Source organism: Arthrobacter sp. UYCu712 (genome assembly GCF_040547005.1).
Classification (GTDB): Bacteria; Actinomycetota; Actinomycetes; order Actinomycetales; family Micrococcaceae; genus Arthrobacter.
Genome location: NZ_JBEPOZ010000001.1, coordinates 25847 through 42859, shown reverse-complemented (window position 1 = coordinate 42859; position 17013 = coordinate 25847). Strand labels below are relative to the sequence as shown.

At 68.0% G+C, this 17013-nt stretch carries 17 protein-coding genes; 8 read left to right on the top strand and 9 right to left on the bottom strand.

All coding sequences use genetic code 11. The features are described 5' to 3' along the window. Positions 1 to 36 precede the first annotated feature (36 nt). Positions 37 to 711, bottom strand: coding sequence for a LuxR C-terminal-related transcriptional regulator (locus ABIB51_RS00225; protein ID WP_354184556.1), 675 nt, complete (start codon positions 709 to 711; stop codon positions 37 to 39). Then, positions 708 to 2078 (bottom strand): ATP-binding protein, encoded by a 1371-nt coding sequence (locus ABIB51_RS00220; RefSeq protein ID WP_354184555.1) that lies wholly within the window; start codon positions 2076 to 2078, stop codon positions 708 to 710. The genes ABIB51_RS00225 and ABIB51_RS00220 overlap by 4 nt, the downstream gene beginning before the upstream one ends. 124 nt (positions 2079 to 2202) lie before the next feature. Here ABIB51_RS00220 and ABIB51_RS00215 point away from each other — a divergent pair, with 124 nt between their 5' ends. The 5 genes from ABIB51_RS00215 (at position 2203) to ABIB51_RS00195 (ending at position 6310) form a co-directional block, all read left to right on the top strand. Beyond that, the gene (locus ABIB51_RS00215) at positions 2203 to 3753 is read left to right on the top strand and encodes a PspC domain-containing protein (RefSeq protein WP_354184554.1); all 1551 of its coding nucleotides are present in this window, start codon (positions 2203 to 2205) and stop codon (positions 3751 to 3753) included. A gap of 1 nt (position 3754) precedes the next feature. Further along, the gene (locus ABIB51_RS00210; RefSeq protein WP_354184553.1) at positions 3755 to 4039 is read left to right on the top strand and encodes a hypothetical protein; all 285 of its coding nucleotides are present in this window, start codon (positions 3755 to 3757) and stop codon (positions 4037 to 4039) included. Positions 4040 to 4042: 3 nt separating this feature from the next. Next, entirely contained in the window at positions 4043 to 4297 is a 255-nt protein-coding gene (locus ABIB51_RS00205; protein ID WP_354184552.1) for a PspC domain-containing protein, read from the top strand. A 217-nt stretch (positions 4298 to 4514) separates the two neighbouring features. Next, the gene (locus tag ABIB51_RS00200) at positions 4515 to 5540 is read left to right on the top strand and encodes a 6-phosphofructokinase (RefSeq protein ID WP_354184551.1); all 1026 of its coding nucleotides are present in this window, start codon (positions 4515 to 4517) and stop codon (positions 5538 to 5540) included. 59 nt (positions 5541 to 5599) lie between these two features. After that, positions 5600 to 6310 carry a GNAT family N-acetyltransferase gene (locus ABIB51_RS00195; protein ID WP_354184550.1) on the top strand — a complete coding sequence of 237 codons (711 nt, stop codon included), beginning with the start codon at positions 5600 to 5602 and terminating at the stop codon, positions 6308 to 6310. 18 nt (positions 6311 to 6328) lie between these two features. Here ABIB51_RS00195 and ABIB51_RS00190 read toward each other — a convergent pair whose 3' ends face one another. The 7 genes from ABIB51_RS00190 to ABIB51_RS00160 form a co-directional block, all read right to left on the bottom strand. Further along, a complete protein-coding gene (locus ABIB51_RS00190; protein ID WP_354184549.1) occupies positions 6329 to 7870 on the bottom strand; it encodes a DHA2 family efflux MFS transporter permease subunit in 1542 nt (513 codons plus the stop codon). A 64-nt stretch (positions 7871 to 7934) separates the two neighbouring features. Then, complete coding sequence (locus tag ABIB51_RS00185; protein ID WP_354184548.1) at positions 7935 to 8498, bottom strand: PadR family transcriptional regulator; 564 nt, start codon at positions 8496 to 8498, stop codon at positions 7935 to 7937. Between the two features lie 112 nt (positions 8499 to 8610). Then, positions 8611 to 9006 carry an ankyrin repeat domain-containing protein gene (locus tag ABIB51_RS00180; RefSeq protein ID WP_354184547.1) on the bottom strand — a complete coding sequence of 132 codons (396 nt, stop codon included), beginning with the start codon at positions 9004 to 9006 and terminating at the stop codon, positions 8611 to 8613. Further along, entirely contained in the window at positions 9003 to 10085 is a 1083-nt protein-coding gene (ygfZ, locus tag ABIB51_RS00175) for a CAF17-like 4Fe-4S cluster assembly/insertion protein YgfZ (protein WP_354184546.1), read from the bottom strand. The genes ABIB51_RS00180 and ygfZ overlap by 4 nt, the downstream gene beginning before the upstream one ends. Before the next feature lie 22 nt (positions 10086 to 10107). After that, positions 10108 to 10842 (bottom strand): flavodoxin family protein, encoded by a 735-nt coding sequence (locus ABIB51_RS00170; protein WP_354184545.1) that lies wholly within the window; start codon positions 10840 to 10842, stop codon positions 10108 to 10110. 68 nt (positions 10843 to 10910) lie between these two features. Then, positions 10911 to 11525 (bottom strand): nitrobindin family protein, encoded by a 615-nt coding sequence (locus tag ABIB51_RS00165; protein WP_354184544.1) that lies wholly within the window; start codon positions 11523 to 11525, stop codon positions 10911 to 10913. Positions 11526 to 11709: 184 nt separating this feature from the next. Continuing rightward, the gene (locus tag ABIB51_RS00160; RefSeq protein WP_354184543.1) at positions 11710 to 12444 is read right to left on the bottom strand and encodes a permease; all 735 of its coding nucleotides are present in this window, start codon (positions 12442 to 12444) and stop codon (positions 11710 to 11712) included. Between the two features lie 228 nt (positions 12445 to 12672). On the opposite strand from ABIB51_RS00160, the gene ABIB51_RS00155 reads away from it, so the two are divergent. The 3 genes from ABIB51_RS00155 to ABIB51_RS00145 all read left to right on the top strand — a co-directional run bounded on the left by ABIB51_RS00155 (position 12673) and on the right by ABIB51_RS00145 (position 17003). Beyond that, complete coding sequence (locus ABIB51_RS00155; RefSeq protein WP_354184542.1) at positions 12673 to 13371, top strand: winged helix-turn-helix transcriptional regulator; 699 nt, start codon at positions 12673 to 12675, stop codon at positions 13369 to 13371. Between the two features lie 261 nt (positions 13372 to 13632). Continuing rightward, the gene (gene mshD, locus ABIB51_RS00150) at positions 13633 to 14601 is read left to right on the top strand and encodes a mycothiol synthase (RefSeq protein WP_354184541.1); all 969 of its coding nucleotides are present in this window, start codon (positions 13633 to 13635) and stop codon (positions 14599 to 14601) included. A gap of 137 nt (positions 14602 to 14738) precedes the next feature. Then, entirely contained in the window at positions 14739 to 17003 is a 2265-nt protein-coding gene (locus ABIB51_RS00145) for an RNA degradosome polyphosphate kinase (RefSeq protein WP_354184540.1), read from the top strand. Positions 17004 to 17013 lie beyond the last annotated feature (10 nt).

Genomic DNA, 17013 nt, shown 5'->3' with positions numbered 1-17013 from the left:
GCGGATAAGGACTAGAAGTGATAGCGCATCTCGGTTCTAGAGGAGCCGGCGTTCGGCCGCCCAGCGGGTCAGCTCGTGCCGGCTGGAGAGCTGGAGTTTGCGCAGCACCGCGGAGACGTGGGTCTCCACCGTCTTGATCGAGATGAACAGCTCCTTGGCGACTTCCTTGTAGCTGTAACCGCGGGCAATCAGCCGCATGACCTCGAGTTCCCGGGCCGAGAGCCGGTCCAGCTCGTCGTCGGCGATGTCCGCGGGCGCGGTACCGAAGGCATCCAGGACAAACCCTGCCAGCCGCGGTGAGAAGACGGCGTCGCCTCCTGCCACCCGGCGCACGGCGTCGGATATTTCCGCCCCGGAAATGGTCTTGGTGACATAGCCGCGCGCCCCGGCGCGGATGACCGAGACCACGTCTTCCGCCGCGTCGGAGACGCTCAGGGCCAGGAACCGGGTGCCGCCCAGCAGCGGTACGGAACCGGCGATCACCTCGCGTCCGCCGCCACCCAGCCCGCCGGGCAGGTGGACGTCCAGCAGCACGACGTCGGGGCGCACCGCGGCGATGACGGCAACGGCCTCCTCGACGGTCCCGGCCTCGCCCGCGACGATGATGGCGGGATCCAAGTCGGCTTTGAGGCCGGACCGGAAGATGGCATGGTCATCCACGATCACGACCCGGATTGACCGGACCGCACCTCCTGCAGCTGTGGTGCTCACAGTTTTACCTCTCCGTTGTCGGTGGCGGCCGTGGCGGCGGGCAGCTCCAGCCTGAGCCGCACCTCGGTGCCGTCCGGGCTGCTGATGATGGCGGCCTTGCCGCCGTGCCTGTTCATCCGGCCGATGATCGATTCGCGGACGCCGAGCCGGTCCGCGGGGACCGAATCCGGATCAAATCCGGGTCCCCGGTCCTTCACAAAGACCTCCGCGGCCCCGTCGGTCACTTCCAGGTAGACGGACACTGCGCCGCCGCCGTGGCGGGCGGCGTTCAGCATGGCCTCGCGGGCCGCCTGGACCAGGGCCTCGTGCCGTTCAGCCATGGCGCAGTCGCCGACGCTTACGACCTCCACGGCATGGCCGAGCGCATCTTCCACTTCCGCCGCGGCCGCCTTGATTCCTTCGGACAGCTGACCAGCTTCCTTGCCCGGGTCCCGGTACAGCCAGCCCCGCAGCTCGCGTTCCTGGGCGCGCGCCAGCCGGACGACGTCGTGCTCGTTGCCGGCGCGCCGCTGGATCAGGGCCAGGGTCTGGAGCACCGAGTCGTGCAGGTGGGCGGCGATCTCGGCCCGTTCGGTGGCGCGGACCCGCCCGGCGCGTTCCGCCTCCAGATCGCGCCAGAACTTCAGGCCCCAGGGCAGCAGCACGAGGGCCACGCCGCCGAGCACCGCGACGGAGGCCAGCAGAGCCAGCCAGGTCTGCTCCCAGGAACCCGAGCCGGAGACCATCACCAGGACACCGGCGACCACCAGCGCGAGTCCGGCCGCGAGCCGGGCCCAGCCACCGGCCTGGTGGGCCTTGGTCTTGTCCACAAGGCCCGCCCGCCGGGTTTCATCGAGCTGCATCCAGGCGATGGCGGCGCCGCCAAGGATCGCCGCGGCAGGAATCAGCGTGCCCAGTGGAACGTCCAGGCCGAGCAGCCGGGCGATCAGGATTCCCGCGGCCAGCAGCAGGCCCGCGCCGAGCAGGATCTCCTTGCCGTAACGCATTCCCGGGACCCGGCTGCGCCAGGGCTCCGTAGCCGGCTCCGTTGAGGCGCCGGCGGGACCCTGCGGCCGGGCGGTGGCGTGCGGAGGTCCCGGATCGTAGGGCGCGGCGGAGATCCCCGCATAGGGTTCGCTCACGGCGGGCGCAATGGGCGACGCCGGGCGGCGGGCGGTGCGCCTGGCGTTCTCGTCCGCGGTGGGGACCATGATCCAAAGCCACGCGTAGAACGCGAAGCCCGCTCCGCCGGCGAGGGCCGCCACCACCATGCCGATCCGCACCATCCGCACCGGCCAGCCCAGATGGCGGGCGAGGCCTGCGCAGACACCGGCAATGACACGGTTGCTGCTGCGGACCAGCGGCGGGCGGGAAACAGCGGTTGTCATGGAACAATCCAAGCACGGATCAGGGTTCCCCGGAGGCCTTTCGGACCCGAACCGGGGCTGACTCAGGGACAGTTCAGGGTATCCCCCAGTAGAGCGGAAACCCGGCGGAGGGCAGGATCGAAGTATGAATCCGCACACTCCGCACCCTGATGAGGGCCACGACCCTTCGGCCCGTCCCGAAGCACAACCCGGCACCCCTGCCGAACAGCCCGCCGACCCCGCCGGCAGCCCCGCCGAACAGCCCACCGACACCGCCGGCCGCCCCGAGGACCAATCCGCAGGCCAGCCGGCCGGCCCCGGAACACTGCCCCCGCCGCCGCTCTACTACGGAGCGACGCCGCCGCCGGCAGGAGCCCAGCCCCTGGGCTTCTTCGACTGGATCCGCAGCCAGGGGATCCAGCGCGGGCGGGACCGCTGGGTCGGCGGCGTCGCCAGCGGCATCGCCCGGCGAACGGGCGTCGATCCCCTAATTGTCCGCGGCATCCTGATCGTACTGACGGTCTTCGCGGGCGTCGGAGTGCTCCTCTACGGCATTGCCTGGGCCCTGCTGCCCGAGCCCGACGGCCGCATCCACGTCCAGGAGGCCGCCGCCGGCCGGTGGTCCGCCGGCATGACCGGTGCCCTGATCACCACGATCATCGGTTTCCCCAGCCTGGGCAACGGCGTCTGGGGCTGGGACCGGCGCGGCTTCGGCGGCTTCATCTGGGCCATCTTCTGGGTGGGGGGCATCATCTACCTCATCTACTACCTGACACAACGCAACAAGGCACGGAATGGAACAGCGCCCATGTCCTCGCACTCACCGGCCTACGGCGGGCCCGGCCCCCAGCAGCCAAGCTACGCCCAGGCCGGCTACACGCAGCCAATGAACGCCCAGTCAAGCCACGCCCAGACAGGCAGTCCGCTGCCGAGCTATGCCCCATCCGGGTACGACACGGTGCCCGGCCCGGCCTGGGGCGTCCCACCTCCGTCCGGGCCCACGCCCCCGCCAGGCGGCGGCTACCGGCCCGTCCCCGGCGGGAGTCCCGTACCGCCGGGCAAAGCCCGCAACGTTGGCCCGGGCGCGCCCGCCGTGGCAGTCACGGCCGGACTCGCACTCCTGGTCGGCGGCGGCATCAAGGCGCTCGACGCCGGCCACCTTGTCAACCTCGGCGAATCCAGCAACGCCGTCGTCTGGGCGAGCGGGGCGGCCGTCCTGGGACTCGGGATCCTCTTCGCGGGGCTGAGGGGACGCACCTCGGGCATCCTCGGGTTCTTCGCCGCGGTGGCCCTGATCATCGGGGGCATCTTCAACGTGGTCCCGAACGGCGACCGGTTCCGCTTCCAGAATGCCGACTGGTCCCCGGCCAGCATCGAGCAGGCCCGCGTCGGGTTCGAGATCACGGGCGGCACGGGAACCGCGGACCTGACAACGCTGGCACTCAACCCGCCGCTGGGCACCGACGTCGTGGTCCCCATCGACGCGACGGCCAGCAACCTCACCGTGGTCATCCCGGGAACTGTGCCCGTGCAGATCCAGGCGGACATGACGATGGGCAACCTCAACGAGGGCGGCCGGAGCCACGGCGGAATGACCACCCAGCAAAGCGACTACAACACCGGCCTGCCGGGAGCCCGGCTGATCCTCAAGATCTCCGGCACCGCCAGCAACGTGACGATCCAGGAAGGGAACTGACATGAGCAGCTTTGACGAAACGACCGGCAGCGTGCCGACCACCCCCCTGCAGTCCGGGGAACCGGAACTGCGGGACGGCTCCCCCGCCCGTGTCGGAACCATCGTCTGGGGGCTGATTGTGCTGGCCCTCGCCCTGCTGATCATCGTGTCCCGGCTCGGCCTGGTGGCCCTGGACGGAACCTACGTGCTGATCGGGCTGATGATCGGAGCCGGGGCGGCCCTCGTGATCGGCGGGCTTCTCTCGGCCGGCGGGCGTGACAAAGATTCATCGACAGGGAAGTCTTAACCCATGGATAAATTCTTCAGCACCGTCCGGGGCCTTGGCCTGAATCGTGGTCCGCAGCGCTGGTTGGGCGGTGTCTGCGGCGGGATCGCCGCCAAATTGAACGTGGACGTGGCCTTCGTCCGGATCGCGTTCCTTCTTTTCGCCCTGTTGCCGGGCCCCGCGTTCGTGTTCTACCTCGCGGCCTGGCTGGTCCTCCCGGACCAGCGGAACGCAATCGTCCTCGAATCCTTCCTCGACAAGCGCTCAAGCCAGCCCTGAGGCCCGCCCCGTCGGTCCGGGACTGACCACGCCTCAACCGCGCGGACCCGTCCCGGGCGCCCTTCCGACGCCCCCGCCAGTGCCCCCTCCCGTCAGGAGGGGGCACTTCCGCCGTGGTAACCATTTGTGTCCTGCCCCACATCCGCCACTAGACTCTAGGGTGAGCTCAGCGTGGCGCTCTGCCTGCACACCTTCGAACCAGGATTTGAGCCGAGACATGAAAATTGGAATCCTCACCAGCGGCGGAGACTGCCCCGGACTGAACGCCGTCATCCGTGGCGCCGTCCTCAAGGGCATCGCCGTCCATGGCCACGAATTCGTGGGATTCCTGGACGGCTGGCGCGGCGTCGTCGAAGCCGACATCATCGATATCCCCCGGACCCTGGTCCGCGGCATCGCCAAGCAGGGCGGGACCATTCTGGGCACGTCCCGCACCAACCCCTTCGAGAACAACGGCGGCCCCGAGGTCATCAAGGCCAACATGGACCGCCTGGGCATCGACGCCATCATTGCCATCGGCGGCGAAGGGACCCTGGCCGCTGCCAAGCGCCTCACCGACGCCGGGCTGAAGATCGTGGGTGTCCCCAAAACGGTCGACAACGACCTTGACGCCACCGACTACACCTTCGGCTTCGATACCGCCGTCGAGATCGCCACCGAGGCGATCGACCGTCTGCGCACCACGGGGGAATCCCACCACCGCTGCATGATCGCCGAAGTCATGGGCCGCCACGTGGGCTGGATCGCGCTGCACGCCGGCATGGCCTCCGGCGCCCATGCCATCCTGATCCCCGAGCAGAAGGCCTCGATGGAACAGATCGCGGACTGGGTCCGCTCGGCCCACGACCGCGGCCGCGCGCCGCTGGTTGTGGTCGCGGAAGGCTTCGTCCCGGACGGCCAGGAGACGCCGCACTCCGAACGCGGCCTCGACACCTTCGGCCGGCCCCGGCTGGGCGGCATCGCCGAACGCCTCGCCCCTGAACTCGAGGCGATGACGGGCATCGAGACCCGCGCCACGGTACTCGGCCACATCCAGCGCGGCGGCGTCCCGACGGCGTTCGACCGGGTCCTCGCCACCCGTCTGGGCATGGCTGCCATCGACTCGGTGGTGGAACAGCGCTGGGGAACCATGGTCTCCCTCAACGGCACTGACATCGTCCACGTGGGCTTCGATGCCGCCCTCGGCAACCTCAAGGCAGTCCCGCAGCACCGCTATGACGAGGCCGCGGTCCTCTTCGGCTGAGCCGCCGTTTGGCCTGCCGGCTGGGCCGGAGTGCGGCCGCCGGTAGGTAGGGTTGAGTCATGAGTCTTGAGCCCGGTTCCGCAGACATCATCCAGCTCGCGTGGGCGCGCCACTTGGGGTTCGACGACGCCGAGTTCGCTGCCTCGGCCGGCGAACGGCTCACCCGGGCGGATGAGTCCCGCCGGACGGTCGATTTCGTCCGCCTGTTCGGCACCTCCGCTTTGGTGGGTCCGCAGCGGGTCCTCGATGCCGCCGTCGGGATTTCCGACGAGGAGCTGGCCCAGCACGTCACCCTGCTCACCATTACCCGTCCGCACGGCGGCCACGGCATGGGCGCGGCAGCCCTGTTCTTCGCGGACGAGTTGCCCCTGCTGCAGCCTGCCGAGGAGCTTAAGGTCGCCCATGGAAACCCGGAAGCCGTGGAACTGGAGGGCCGCTGCCCGCCGGACGACGTCAACGAGGTCCGGCTCTCCGGGCTGCCGCACCGCTACACGATCATGCGCGACGACGCCGGCCGCTCCGTTCCCGTGGCATGCGGGGCGTATTCGGAGTGGGAGGGCATCCTCGCCGACCTCGGGGTCCTGGTGGATCCCGAGTGGCGCCGCCGGGGCCTGGGCTCGCTGGCCGCCTCCATCGCCTCCCACGAGGCGCTCACCTCGGGCCTGACGCTCCAGTGGCGCTCCGACGTCAGCAACAAGGGCTCGCTGGCCATCGCCCGGAGCCTGGGCTTCGCCGCCGGCGGCATCCAGACCAGCGTGTTGCTGGGCTGATCCGGATGCCGGCTGGCGTCAGCGCGGCTGTGCCGGGCTCTGCACGCCGGCTGGTGCCTCCGCCGGCGCGGAACCGGGGGCAGCACCCCAGCCCTGGACAGGCTGGGGTTTGGCGAAGAACAGCACCACCGCTGCGCCCAGCAGGATGACTACGGCCGGCAGCAGGATGGACTGCCCCATCGCCGTCGAGAAGCCCTCATGCAGGGCATCGGGCAGGGCGCCGCCAAAGGACATCGGGCTGGCTTCCCCGGACCCGCCCGGCGCTGCCGGAAGTTCCGCCGCGAGCCGGGCCTGGATGAGCACCGCGATGGCGGCGCTGCCAAGGACCGCGCCGATCTGGCGGGTGGTGTTGTACACCCCGGAGCCGGCCCCGGCCTGCCGCGGCGGCAGGTTCCGGGTTGCCGTGGTGCTCAACGGCGCCCAGATCCCCGCGTTGGCGAAACCGAGCACGGCACTCGGGAGCAGGAACAGCCAGAGGGGGGTGTCCGGGTGCATCAGGGAAGCGTTCCAGAACAGCGCCACCGCCATCAGGAGCAGGCCGGACGCGGTGATGTATTTCGGGTTGACCCGATCGATGATCTTGCCCACCACGGGGGCCAGACCGCCCGAGATCAGCGCCATCGGGACCATCATGAGCGCAGACTGCGTCGGCGTCAGGCCGCGGACAATCTGGTAGTAGAAGATCAGCGGCAGGCTGAAGGCCGTGACCGTGAACCCGACCGTGGTGATGCCGATGTTGGCAAGGGAGAAGTTGCGGTCCTTGAAGAGAGACAGCGGCAGCAGGGGCTCGCTGTCATTGAATTTGCGGCTCACCCGCTGCCACACGACGAACGCGGCAAGGACGACGATCCCGGCGATGATGAGTCCCCAGACCGTGACCGGCCCGGTGATGGTCCCCCAGTTGTAGGTCTCGCCCTCCTGGATGCCGAACACCAGCAGGAAGAGCCCGACGGCGCTGAGCAGCACGCCGGGGATGTCGAACTTGTGCGGGTGGGTGGTGAGGGAAGGCACAAACCGCAGCGCGAGGATGAAGCCGGCGATGCCCACCGGCACGTTGATGAAGAAGATCCATTCCCAGCCCAGCCCGTCCACCAGGACACCGCCGAGGATCGGTCCCACGAGGGTGGCGACGCCGGCTGTGGCGCCCCAGATGCCCATCGCGGCGCCGCGACGGTCCGGCGGGAAGATGCGGGTGATGACGGCCATGGTCTGCGGTGTCATCATCGCCGCGCCAAAGCCCTGGACCACGCGTGCCGCAATCAGCATCTGGACGTCGCCCGAGAGGCCGCACCAGAGCGAGGCGAGGGTGAACACGACAAGACCGGTCAGGTACAGCTTCTTGGGGCCGAACCGGTCACCGAGCCGGCCGGTGATGAGCAGCGGGACGGCATAGGCCAACAGATAGGCGCTGGTCACCCAGATCACCGCGTTGATGTCAGCGTTGAGTCCCTCCATGATCCGGGGGTTTGCCACCGAAACAATGGTGGTGTCGATCAGGATCATAAAGAATCCGATCACGAGGGACCATAGTGCCGGCCATGGCCTGGCTACGTTTTCCATGGGGTTCCTTAGATGCTGGTCGGTTGGTTGATAAGGCGGAAGCGGAGCCGCTTCCGGAGGGCGGCTACCAGGGCAGCTGGCCGTTGCCGAGCTGGTCCTGCAGGCCCCGGATCCAGCAGATCTCTGCGCGCAGCACGGTCTGCTGGTACTCCATGTCGATCCAATACTTGCGCTCGACGCCCTTTGCCCGGACCCGGCCCTCAGCGGCGACGAGGAAGTCGCACTGCTCCTGCAGGGCCTGGAGCCGGCGGTCCAGAAGGTCGATCACGACGCCGGCCGGCAGGTTGTAGGCCTCCGAGATGGCCAGCGGGAACGCGGGGTACTCGTTCACCGGGCTGGCCAGCATGTCCTGGAGCCTCTGGGTCAGGGCGTCCCTACCCGCTCCGGAGATCTCGTAGGTGGTCCGTTCCGGGCGGTTGCCCTCGCGGTCCGTGCCCGTCGCGGCGACCAGGCCCTGCTCCTCGAGCCGGCCGACGGCGTGATAGAGCGTACCGGGGCGGACCTTCACCAGCCGGTCTTCATGCCGGGCCATCAGGAGCTGATACATCTCATAGGGATGCATGGGTTCCTCGACCAGGAGGGAGAGCGCGGCGACACCCAAAGGCGTCAGCGGCGTGGCTCGGGCCATGAGGCAGTCTCCTTTTTGATGCTGCGTCCTACGTCAAACGAAGACTATTCCACTAGAACTATTCCACATGGAGTATCACGGCGCAAGGCGGCCCGGAGCACCGCAGCGCGGCTCAGCCGAGCAGGGCGAGGAGGTCGGCGCGCGCGAACATCTGCGCAGCCGCCCGCGCCGAGGGCGTGCCGGCGTCGGGGTCGGCCCCGGCCTCCACGAGCACCTGCACGACGTCGGCGTACCCCTTGAAGACGGCCCCGGCGAGTGGCGTCTGGCCGCGGTCGTTGGCCGCATCGGCCTCGCCGCCGTGCTGCAGGATCAGCCGGACCGTCTCGGCATGGCCGTGATACGCAGCAAGCATCAGCAGGGAGTCCCCCGCCGCGTTGGTCAGGACCGCCGGCGCCCCGGCCGCCAGGTAGCTGCCGAGCAGGGCGGTGTTCCCTTCCCGCGCCGCGTCGAAGAGCGCATGGGCCAGGGCGAGCGTCTCGTCATCCGGCACGGCGTTATCGCTGGTCATCGTGTCCCCTTCAGGAATCCTGTTTGGCGTCCCACGACCTGTCCGGCGTCCGGGGCCACAATGACCTCCTGCGCCGCGGTGTACGGCTCCTCGCCGTCCAGGACGGTGAGTACCTCGCCGGGCGCCACCGAGCGCTTGATGACCGCGAGTGCCACCGGGCCCATCTCGTAGTGCTGTGCCACCGACGTCACGGTGCCGACCCTGCGGTCGCCCACCCGGACCTCGCTGCCGACGGCCGGCATGGTGTGCTGCGAGCCGTCGAGCTGCAGGAACACGAGCCGGCGCGGCGGATGGCCGAGGTTGTGGACGCGCGCGACGGTTTCCTGCCCCTTGTAGCAGCCCTTGTTCAGGTGCACGGCGGTGCGCAGCAGATCCAGTTCGTGCGGGATGGTCTTGTCGTCGGTTTCGGCGCCCCAGCGCGGCCGCCACGCGGCGATGCGCAGGGCCTCCGCGGCCCAGACGCCGGCCAGCTGACGCTCACCGATGGTGGCTTCGAGTTCTCCGTCCGGGACAAGGTACTCGAACCATGGCCGTTCCAGGCCGGGATGCGCGTCCTCACCCACCACGGCGTAGGAGTAGCCGCCGGCACCGACGTGCGGCCAGGGATCTTCCCACACCTGCAGCGCGGACCACTCCGGGATGCGCCGGGTGGAGCCGAGCACGGCCCAGTCCGCCGACACGTCGGCGATCTCGACCCGGAGCATGAACTTCATCCTGTTGAGCCATTCGGCGAGCGGGCCGGCCTCGGCGGCTTCCACGATCAGCCAGGTGGTCGCGCCATCGTCCACCACCCTCGCGTCGAACTCGATCCTGCCCTGCACGCTGAGCAGCAGCAGTTCGGTCGACTGGCCCGGGGCCAGGCTGGTGAGCTGCTGGGAGGACAAGGTGTTGAGCCAGCTCAGCCGGTCCGGTCCGGTGACCGTAACCACCCCGCGCTGGGAGAGATCGACGACGGCGGTGCCCGCAGCCAGCGCCCGCTGCTCGCGCAGCGGCTCGCCGTAGTGCGAGGCGATGCCGGCGTCCGCGCCGCCGGCTTCGACTGCGCCCGGGCGCGACAACAGTGGGCTCTTAGTATTCATATGAAGTAGAAGTCCTCAAGGCCTAGCGGTATTCCGGATTTTCGAAGTCGAACCTGGTGCCGGCTTTCCAGGCCTCGGGCAGGTTGCCGTAGGCGGGGATTCCGCCGGCGTCCTTGAGCGTCCGGGCCAGGTGCAGCAGGTTCCACGTCATGAAGGTGGTATTGCGGTTGGTGAAGTCGCTTTCGGGGCCGCCCGAGCCGTCGTCGAGGTAGCTGGGCCCGGGACCGACGGCACCGATCCAGCCGGCATCGGCCTGCGGCGGGATGGTGAAGCCGATGTGCTGGAGGCTGTAGAGGACGTTCATGGCGCAGTGCTTGATGCCGTCCTCGTTGCCGGTGATAAGGCAACCGCCCACCTTGGGATAGAAGGCCCACTGGCCCTTCCCGTTCAGCTGGCCCGAATGCGCATAAAGGCGTTCGATGAGTTTCTTGGTCTCCGAGGAGTTGTCGCCCAGCCAGATCGGTCCGGCGATGATCACGATGTCCGCTTCCAGGACGGCGGGATACAGCTCCGGCCATTCATCGATCCGCCAGCCGTGCTCGCGCATGTCCGGATACACGCCGCTGGCGATGTCATGATCCACCGTGCGGACCACCCGGGTGGCGACGCCCTGCTTCTCCATGATCCGGCGGCTGACGTCGATCAGGCCCTGCGTATTGGAGGTCTCTGGCGACTTCTTGAGCGTGCCGTTGAAGTACACGGCCTTGAGGTCGCTGTAGCTTTTCTTATCCACCGGGGTGGCTCCTGCTTCAGTCACTGTGTTGCTCCCTGCGTTCGCTGCGGACCACGGAATCAGTGAGCCTCGCACCCGGGCCCGAAGAGCTGTCAGCCGACTTTGGCGAGGATGGCAGAGGCGTGGGCCTCAAGCCCGCCGCCCGGCGTCGAACCCTTGCCGGTTGCCACATCCCAGCGCCACATCAGCCGTCCGTCCACGAGTCCGAAGATCCTGGTGGCGGCAGTGTATTCCTTGGAGTGGCTCCCCCGCATCACCATGTCGGTGCTGAGCTGGATCTGGGGTCCTTTGATCTGGCCGTAGTACAGCTCGGAGATCCCGCCGGGGTGGGAAACGGAGACCGAGATGTCGAAGCCGCCGTCGCTGTTGCGCAGCGCCTCGACCTCATCGGCGCTCTTGAGGACCGGGACGATGTCGCCCGGAACCAGGCCCGGCCCGACGTCTTCGTCCCGCTGCTTGCGCTCAAGGGCCCAGAAACCGGTTTCGACCGTCAGCGGACGCAGCTTGGTGCCCTCGTCGTCGGTCAGCCAACTCTCGGCACGGTACTGCAGGTACGGCAGGCCGTTGTGGGTGAACGAGACGTGCTGCAGGAAGTGCCCGGAATCCTCGTCCCCGGCGCCCAGGCGTCCGGGACCCTCCCACTCGCCAATGAGCCAGGAAAGCGGCACGATTTCGGGCGTCAAATCTGTAGGTATTTCAATCGGCACAGCAACTACCTCTGGAAACTACGTGTTCTGGACAGGTATTAGCTTCTGGCTGTCTACTTCTGGCCCTTGAAGAGGCGGTACACCACAAAGCCGGCGAACCAGGCCATGGAAAGGCTGGCGATGCCAAGCAGAACAAGGAAGAAGATCTCAAATGCAAGTACGGACATGATGCCATCCTAACGCGTTAGTAGATGAGTAGTTTGTCTATGAAGTAGGCCAGCGAGCCTACGGCGGAGACCGGGCCCAGGCCCATCCCCAGGGCCGCGGCTAGGCTGAGTGGTCCGCCGCGGAGGATCACCAGGCGGCGGAAGCTCACCAGCACGGATCCCACAACGACGCCGACGAGGGCCGCCGGCAGGACGGCAATGTCGGAAAACACCAGTCCGGCAAGCGGGCCGGCCAGGCCGGCGCCGATGATGCCGAGCGGCGCGACGATCCGGTCCGGCCAGCGGATCAGGCCGGCCATGAGCGCGATGGCCGCACTGATGGCCGCGACCAGGAGCATCTCCCGGACCCCGTTGAAGCGGGAGCACGCGATCCAGCCGGCTCCGAGGCAGGACAACATGACGCCGGCGCAGGAGCCGAGGGTGGATTCAAGGCGCTGGGCCTGGCCGGTGCCGCGGAGCAGCTGCATCACGAAGATGGCCATCACGCCGGCGGCCATGAAGGACGGTGTCCAGTCCAGGAAACCGGGAGCGGGAAGATAGGTGGCCGCCACCGCGGACCCCACACCCGGCAGCCCGATCAGGACGGCCAGGGTCTTCCTGGCGGGGATGCCCAGGAAGTGCGGCCAGCCGACGCCGACGCCGAGGGCGGTGAGCGATGCGACGGCGAGCAGGGCCTCAGGCGAGGAGAAGGAGCCGCCGATGATGGCGGCCAGACCGGCGAGGCCGATGATGCCTATGCTCCACGGATTCACTGAATACCCGCCATCAATTGATACCTTCGCTCACTGCGGACCCCAATTCGACCTGATCGGCTACTGCAGGCCTGCGGCCCTGACGGATCAATCCTGCCTTATGTGAACGTTTTATGTCGCAAGGGGACCCGCCCCGGATGAAGGAACCATGTCCACGAAGGGGCCGTTGGGTATACTCAGTCTCAGCTACAGACGCCCAACGATGCGCGGACACCCCTTGGAGGAACCATGTCGCACATCCTGCTACTGACGAACAGCACCGGCTCATCGGTGGACGTCCTGCCTGCGCTGGAACTGTTGAACCACCGCGTACACATCCTTCCGGCTGAACCCACCGCCCTGCTGGATACCGACCCCTGCGACATCGTCCTGCTGGACGCCCGCAAGGACCTGGTCGGCGCCCGCGCCCTCACCCAGCTGCTCAAGGCCACAGGCCTGAGTGCACCGCTGATGCTGATCCTCACGGAGGGCGGCATGGCGGCCGTGTCCTCCGCGTGGGCGGTGGACGACATCCTGCTGGAATCCGCCGGACCGGCCGAGGTGGAAGCCCGCATCCGCCTGGGCGTCGCACGCGCCGTACCGGACAAGGACGATGCCCCGACCGAGATCCGGGCCGCCGGCGTCGTGATCGATGAGGCCAGCTACACCGCCCGGGTCAACGGGGCGGCGCTCAACCTGACGTTCAAGGAATTCGAGCTGCTCAAGTACCTCGCCCAGCACCCGGGCCGCGTCTTCACCCGGCAGCAGCTGCTGACCGAAGTGTGGGGCTACGACTACTACGGCGGCACCCGCACGGTGGACGTCCATGTCCGGCGCCTCCGGGCAAAGCTCGGCGCCGACCACGAGAACCTCATCAGCACGGTCCGCAATGTCGGCTACCGCCTGACCCTGGTCCGCCATCCTGAAGAGGAACTGAGCGAAGCCTAGGCACAAGCCGGGCCGGTCCGCCGGACTGGTCACCAGACATAAGGAAAGCCCCGGACTCGGGAGTCCGGGGCTTTCCTTATGCATTTTTCCAGTGGAGGACATACGGGTCGAACGTATCGAGGCCACCCCAGTGGTGGATCCCCCTCGCATCCGGACCGGCTCTTTGTGAAGCGGACCGCCGGATGAGTTAACGACTATACGTAACAGGGCCGCAAACTTCAAAACCGACCCCGCCGCGGCACCAGCGTATAGCCTTGCACCATGAGTCCTGCGCATCCGGAAACCTGGCCCGTACTCGCTGCCAAGGGGGCCGCGGAGGAGCGGCTCCTCAAGGACGTCAAAGCCCTCGCGGCGGCCGCGGAGGAATCCGACGGCAATCCGCCGCTGTCCGAACAAACGCTGGTGACGCTCCGTGCCGACAATCCCGAGCATTCCGTGCTGACGCTCGCCCTGTACTGCCCCGATGAAAAATCCGATCCTGCGGGCGGGCAGGATCTGGCGGGCTTCGCCGTCGTGGTCGAGGAGCCGGACGGCACCGGGGTGCTGGAAGTCGCCGTCCACCCGAGCTACCGCAACCAGGGCGTGGCGGACCGGCTGGTGGGAGAACTCCGGAGCATCCGCGGCTTCGCCGGCCTCAAGGCATGGTCGCACGGCAACCATGAGGCAGCAGCCGAGCTCGCGGCGCGCTACGGTTACGGCCCGGTCCGTGAACTGTGGAAGATGCGGCTCACCACTGCGGCGGCGGAACTGCCCGACGTCGGCCTGCCGGAAGGCGTCACGCTGCGCGGCTTCGTTCCGGGCCAGGATGAGGACGCCTGGCTCGCGGCGAACAAGGCCGCGTTCGCGCACCACGCGGAGCAGGGCAACGTGACGCGCGGTGACCTGGATGCCCGGATGGCCGAGCCGTGGTTCGACCCCGCCGGCTTCCTGCTGGCCGTGGACGCCGGGGGGAAGCTCCTCGGCTTCCACTGGACCAAGGTGCACCCCCGGCACGGCGGGCACCCCGCGATCGGCGAGGTCTACGTCGTCGGCGTCACCCCGGACGCGCAGGGAACCGGGCTCGGCAAGGCGCTGACCGTCGCCGGAATCCGGCACCTCCAGCACGAGGGGCTGCACGCCGTCATGCTCTACGTCGACGCGGACAACATCCCGGCCGTTGCGCTGTACCGGCGGCTTGGCTTCACCCGCTGGGACGTCGACGTGATGTACGCGCCGCTGGACGGGCGCTAGGACGCACCGGCCCTACCGTCGGGGCAGCCGTTTATCCAGTCGGCGGACATGGAACCCGGCGGGCCCGAAATCTAGGCTCGGCGGAAAGTGAATGCTTGTAAGGTTGAAGCTAAATCGCGCCAGCATTAGGAGAGACCATGCAACGGGAATCTGCCCGGACCGCCACGGCTGACACCGCTACCCCGGAAAAAGGGGCGCGACCCGTCCGTGCCCGCTTCGGATCCTCCGAAGTTCCGGCCTCACGCGCCACCCAGGACCGGATCGACATCCCCGAGTTCGCGCCGAACCTTGAACCGGAAGGCGAAATCAGCCCGGACCGCTTCCTGGACCGTGAACTGAGCTGGCTCGCCTTCAACTCCCGTGTCCTGGAGCTGGCCGAGGACCCGAACCTCTACCTGCTGGAGCGGGTCGGTTTCCTGTCCATCTTCGCCTCGAACCTGGACGAGTTCTTTATGGTCCGGGTCGCCGGGCTCAAGCGCCGGATCGCCACCGGGCTCGCCGTGCCCTCCCCCGCCGGGCTCAGCCCCGTGCAGGTCCTGGAACAGATCGGCGAGGCCGCCCACCGGCTGCAGCAGCGCCACGCCCGCGTCTACGCGGAACAGATCCGCCCGGCCCTGGCCTACGAGCACATCCATCTCATGCACTGGGAAGAGCTGGATTCCCAGGCCCAGGACCAGCTCAGCGCCATGTTCGCCGAGAAGGTCTTCCCGATCCTGACGCCGCTGGCCGTTGACCCGGCCCACCCGTTCCCCTACATTTCCGGGCTCTCCCTCAACCTCGCCGTGGTGGTCCGCAACCCGGTCAGCGACAAGGAACTCTTCGCCCGCGTCAAGGTCCCGGACCAGCTCCCCCGGCTGATCTCCATCGACGGCCCCCGCGCAGGGTCCATCCCGGGACGGGTGGCGCGGTTCATCGCGCTCGAGGAAGTCATCGCCGTCCACCTGGACCAGCTGTTCGCCGGCATGGAGGTCCTGGAGCACCACATCTTCCGCGTCACCCGCAACGAAGACGTCGAAGTGGAAGAGGACGACGCCGAGAACCTGCTGCAGGCGCTGGAGAAGGAACTCTTGCGCCGCCGCTTCGGCCCTCCCGTCCGCCTCGAGGTCACCAACGACATCAACCCGAACATCCGGGCCCTGCTGATCCGCGAACTGGGCGTCGAGGAATCCGAGGTCTACTCGGTACCGGCCCCGCTGGACCTGCGTGGACTCTCCGTCATTGCCGGAATCGACCGGGCGGACCTGCACTACCCGAAACACGTTCCGCACACCTCCCGGTACCTCAACGAATCGGAGACCTCCAAGGCGGCCAACGTCTTCGCGGCCATGCGGCGCCGGGACATCCTCCTGCACCACCCGTACGATTCCTTCTCCACCTCCGTCCAGGCGTTCCTGGAGCAGGCCGCCTCGGACCCGAAGGTCCAGGCGATCAAGCAGACCCTGTACCGGACCTCGGGCGATTCCCCCATCGTCGATGCACTGATCGACGCCGCCGAGGCCGGCAAGCAGGTCCTGGCGCTGGTGGAAATCAAGGCCCGCTTCGACGAACAGGCCAACATCTCGTGGGCCCGGAAGCTGGAGCAGGCCGGCGTGCATGTGGTCTACGGCATCGTCGGCCTCAAGACGCACTGCAAGCTGTCCCTCGTGGTGCGCCAGGAAGTGGACGGCCTGCGCCGCTACTGCCACATCGGCACCGGCAACTACCACCCGCGCACGGCCCGGTACTACGAGGACCTGGGCCTGCTGACGGCCAACGAGCAGGTGGGCGAGGACCTTTCCAAACTCTTCAACCAGCTTTCCGGCTATGCGCCCAAATCCACGTTCAAGCGGCTCCTGGTGGCACCCCGCTCGGTACGGTCCGGCCTCATTGACCGGATCGAAACCGAAATCCGCAATGCCAAGGCGGGCCTCCCGGCCCGGGTCCAGATCAAGGTCAACTCGATGGTGGACGAAGCCATCATTGATTCCCTGTACCGCGCCTCCCAGGCCAGCGTGCCCGTGGACGTCATTGTCCGCGGCATCTGCTCGCTGCGCCCGGGCGTTCCCGGCCTGAGCGAGAACATCACGGTCCGCTCCGTCCTGGGCCGGTTCCTGGAACACTCCCGCGTCTTCGCGTTCGCCAACGCCGGCGATCCGGTGGTTTACATCGGCTCGGCCGACATGATGCACCGCAACCTCGACCGCCGGGTGGAGGCCCTCGTGCAGCTCAGCAGCGGGGACGACACCACATATGTCCTGGACATGCTCCGCCGCTACATGGATCCGGGTACCGCCAGCTGGCACCTGGACAGCAGCGGGGAGTGGGCGCGCCACCATCTGACCGAGGACGGCCAGAATCTGAACGACGTCCAGTCCTGGCTGCTTGCATCCCGCTCGCGGCAACGCGCGGCCGGCCTTCGGTAGGGGCTGTGAG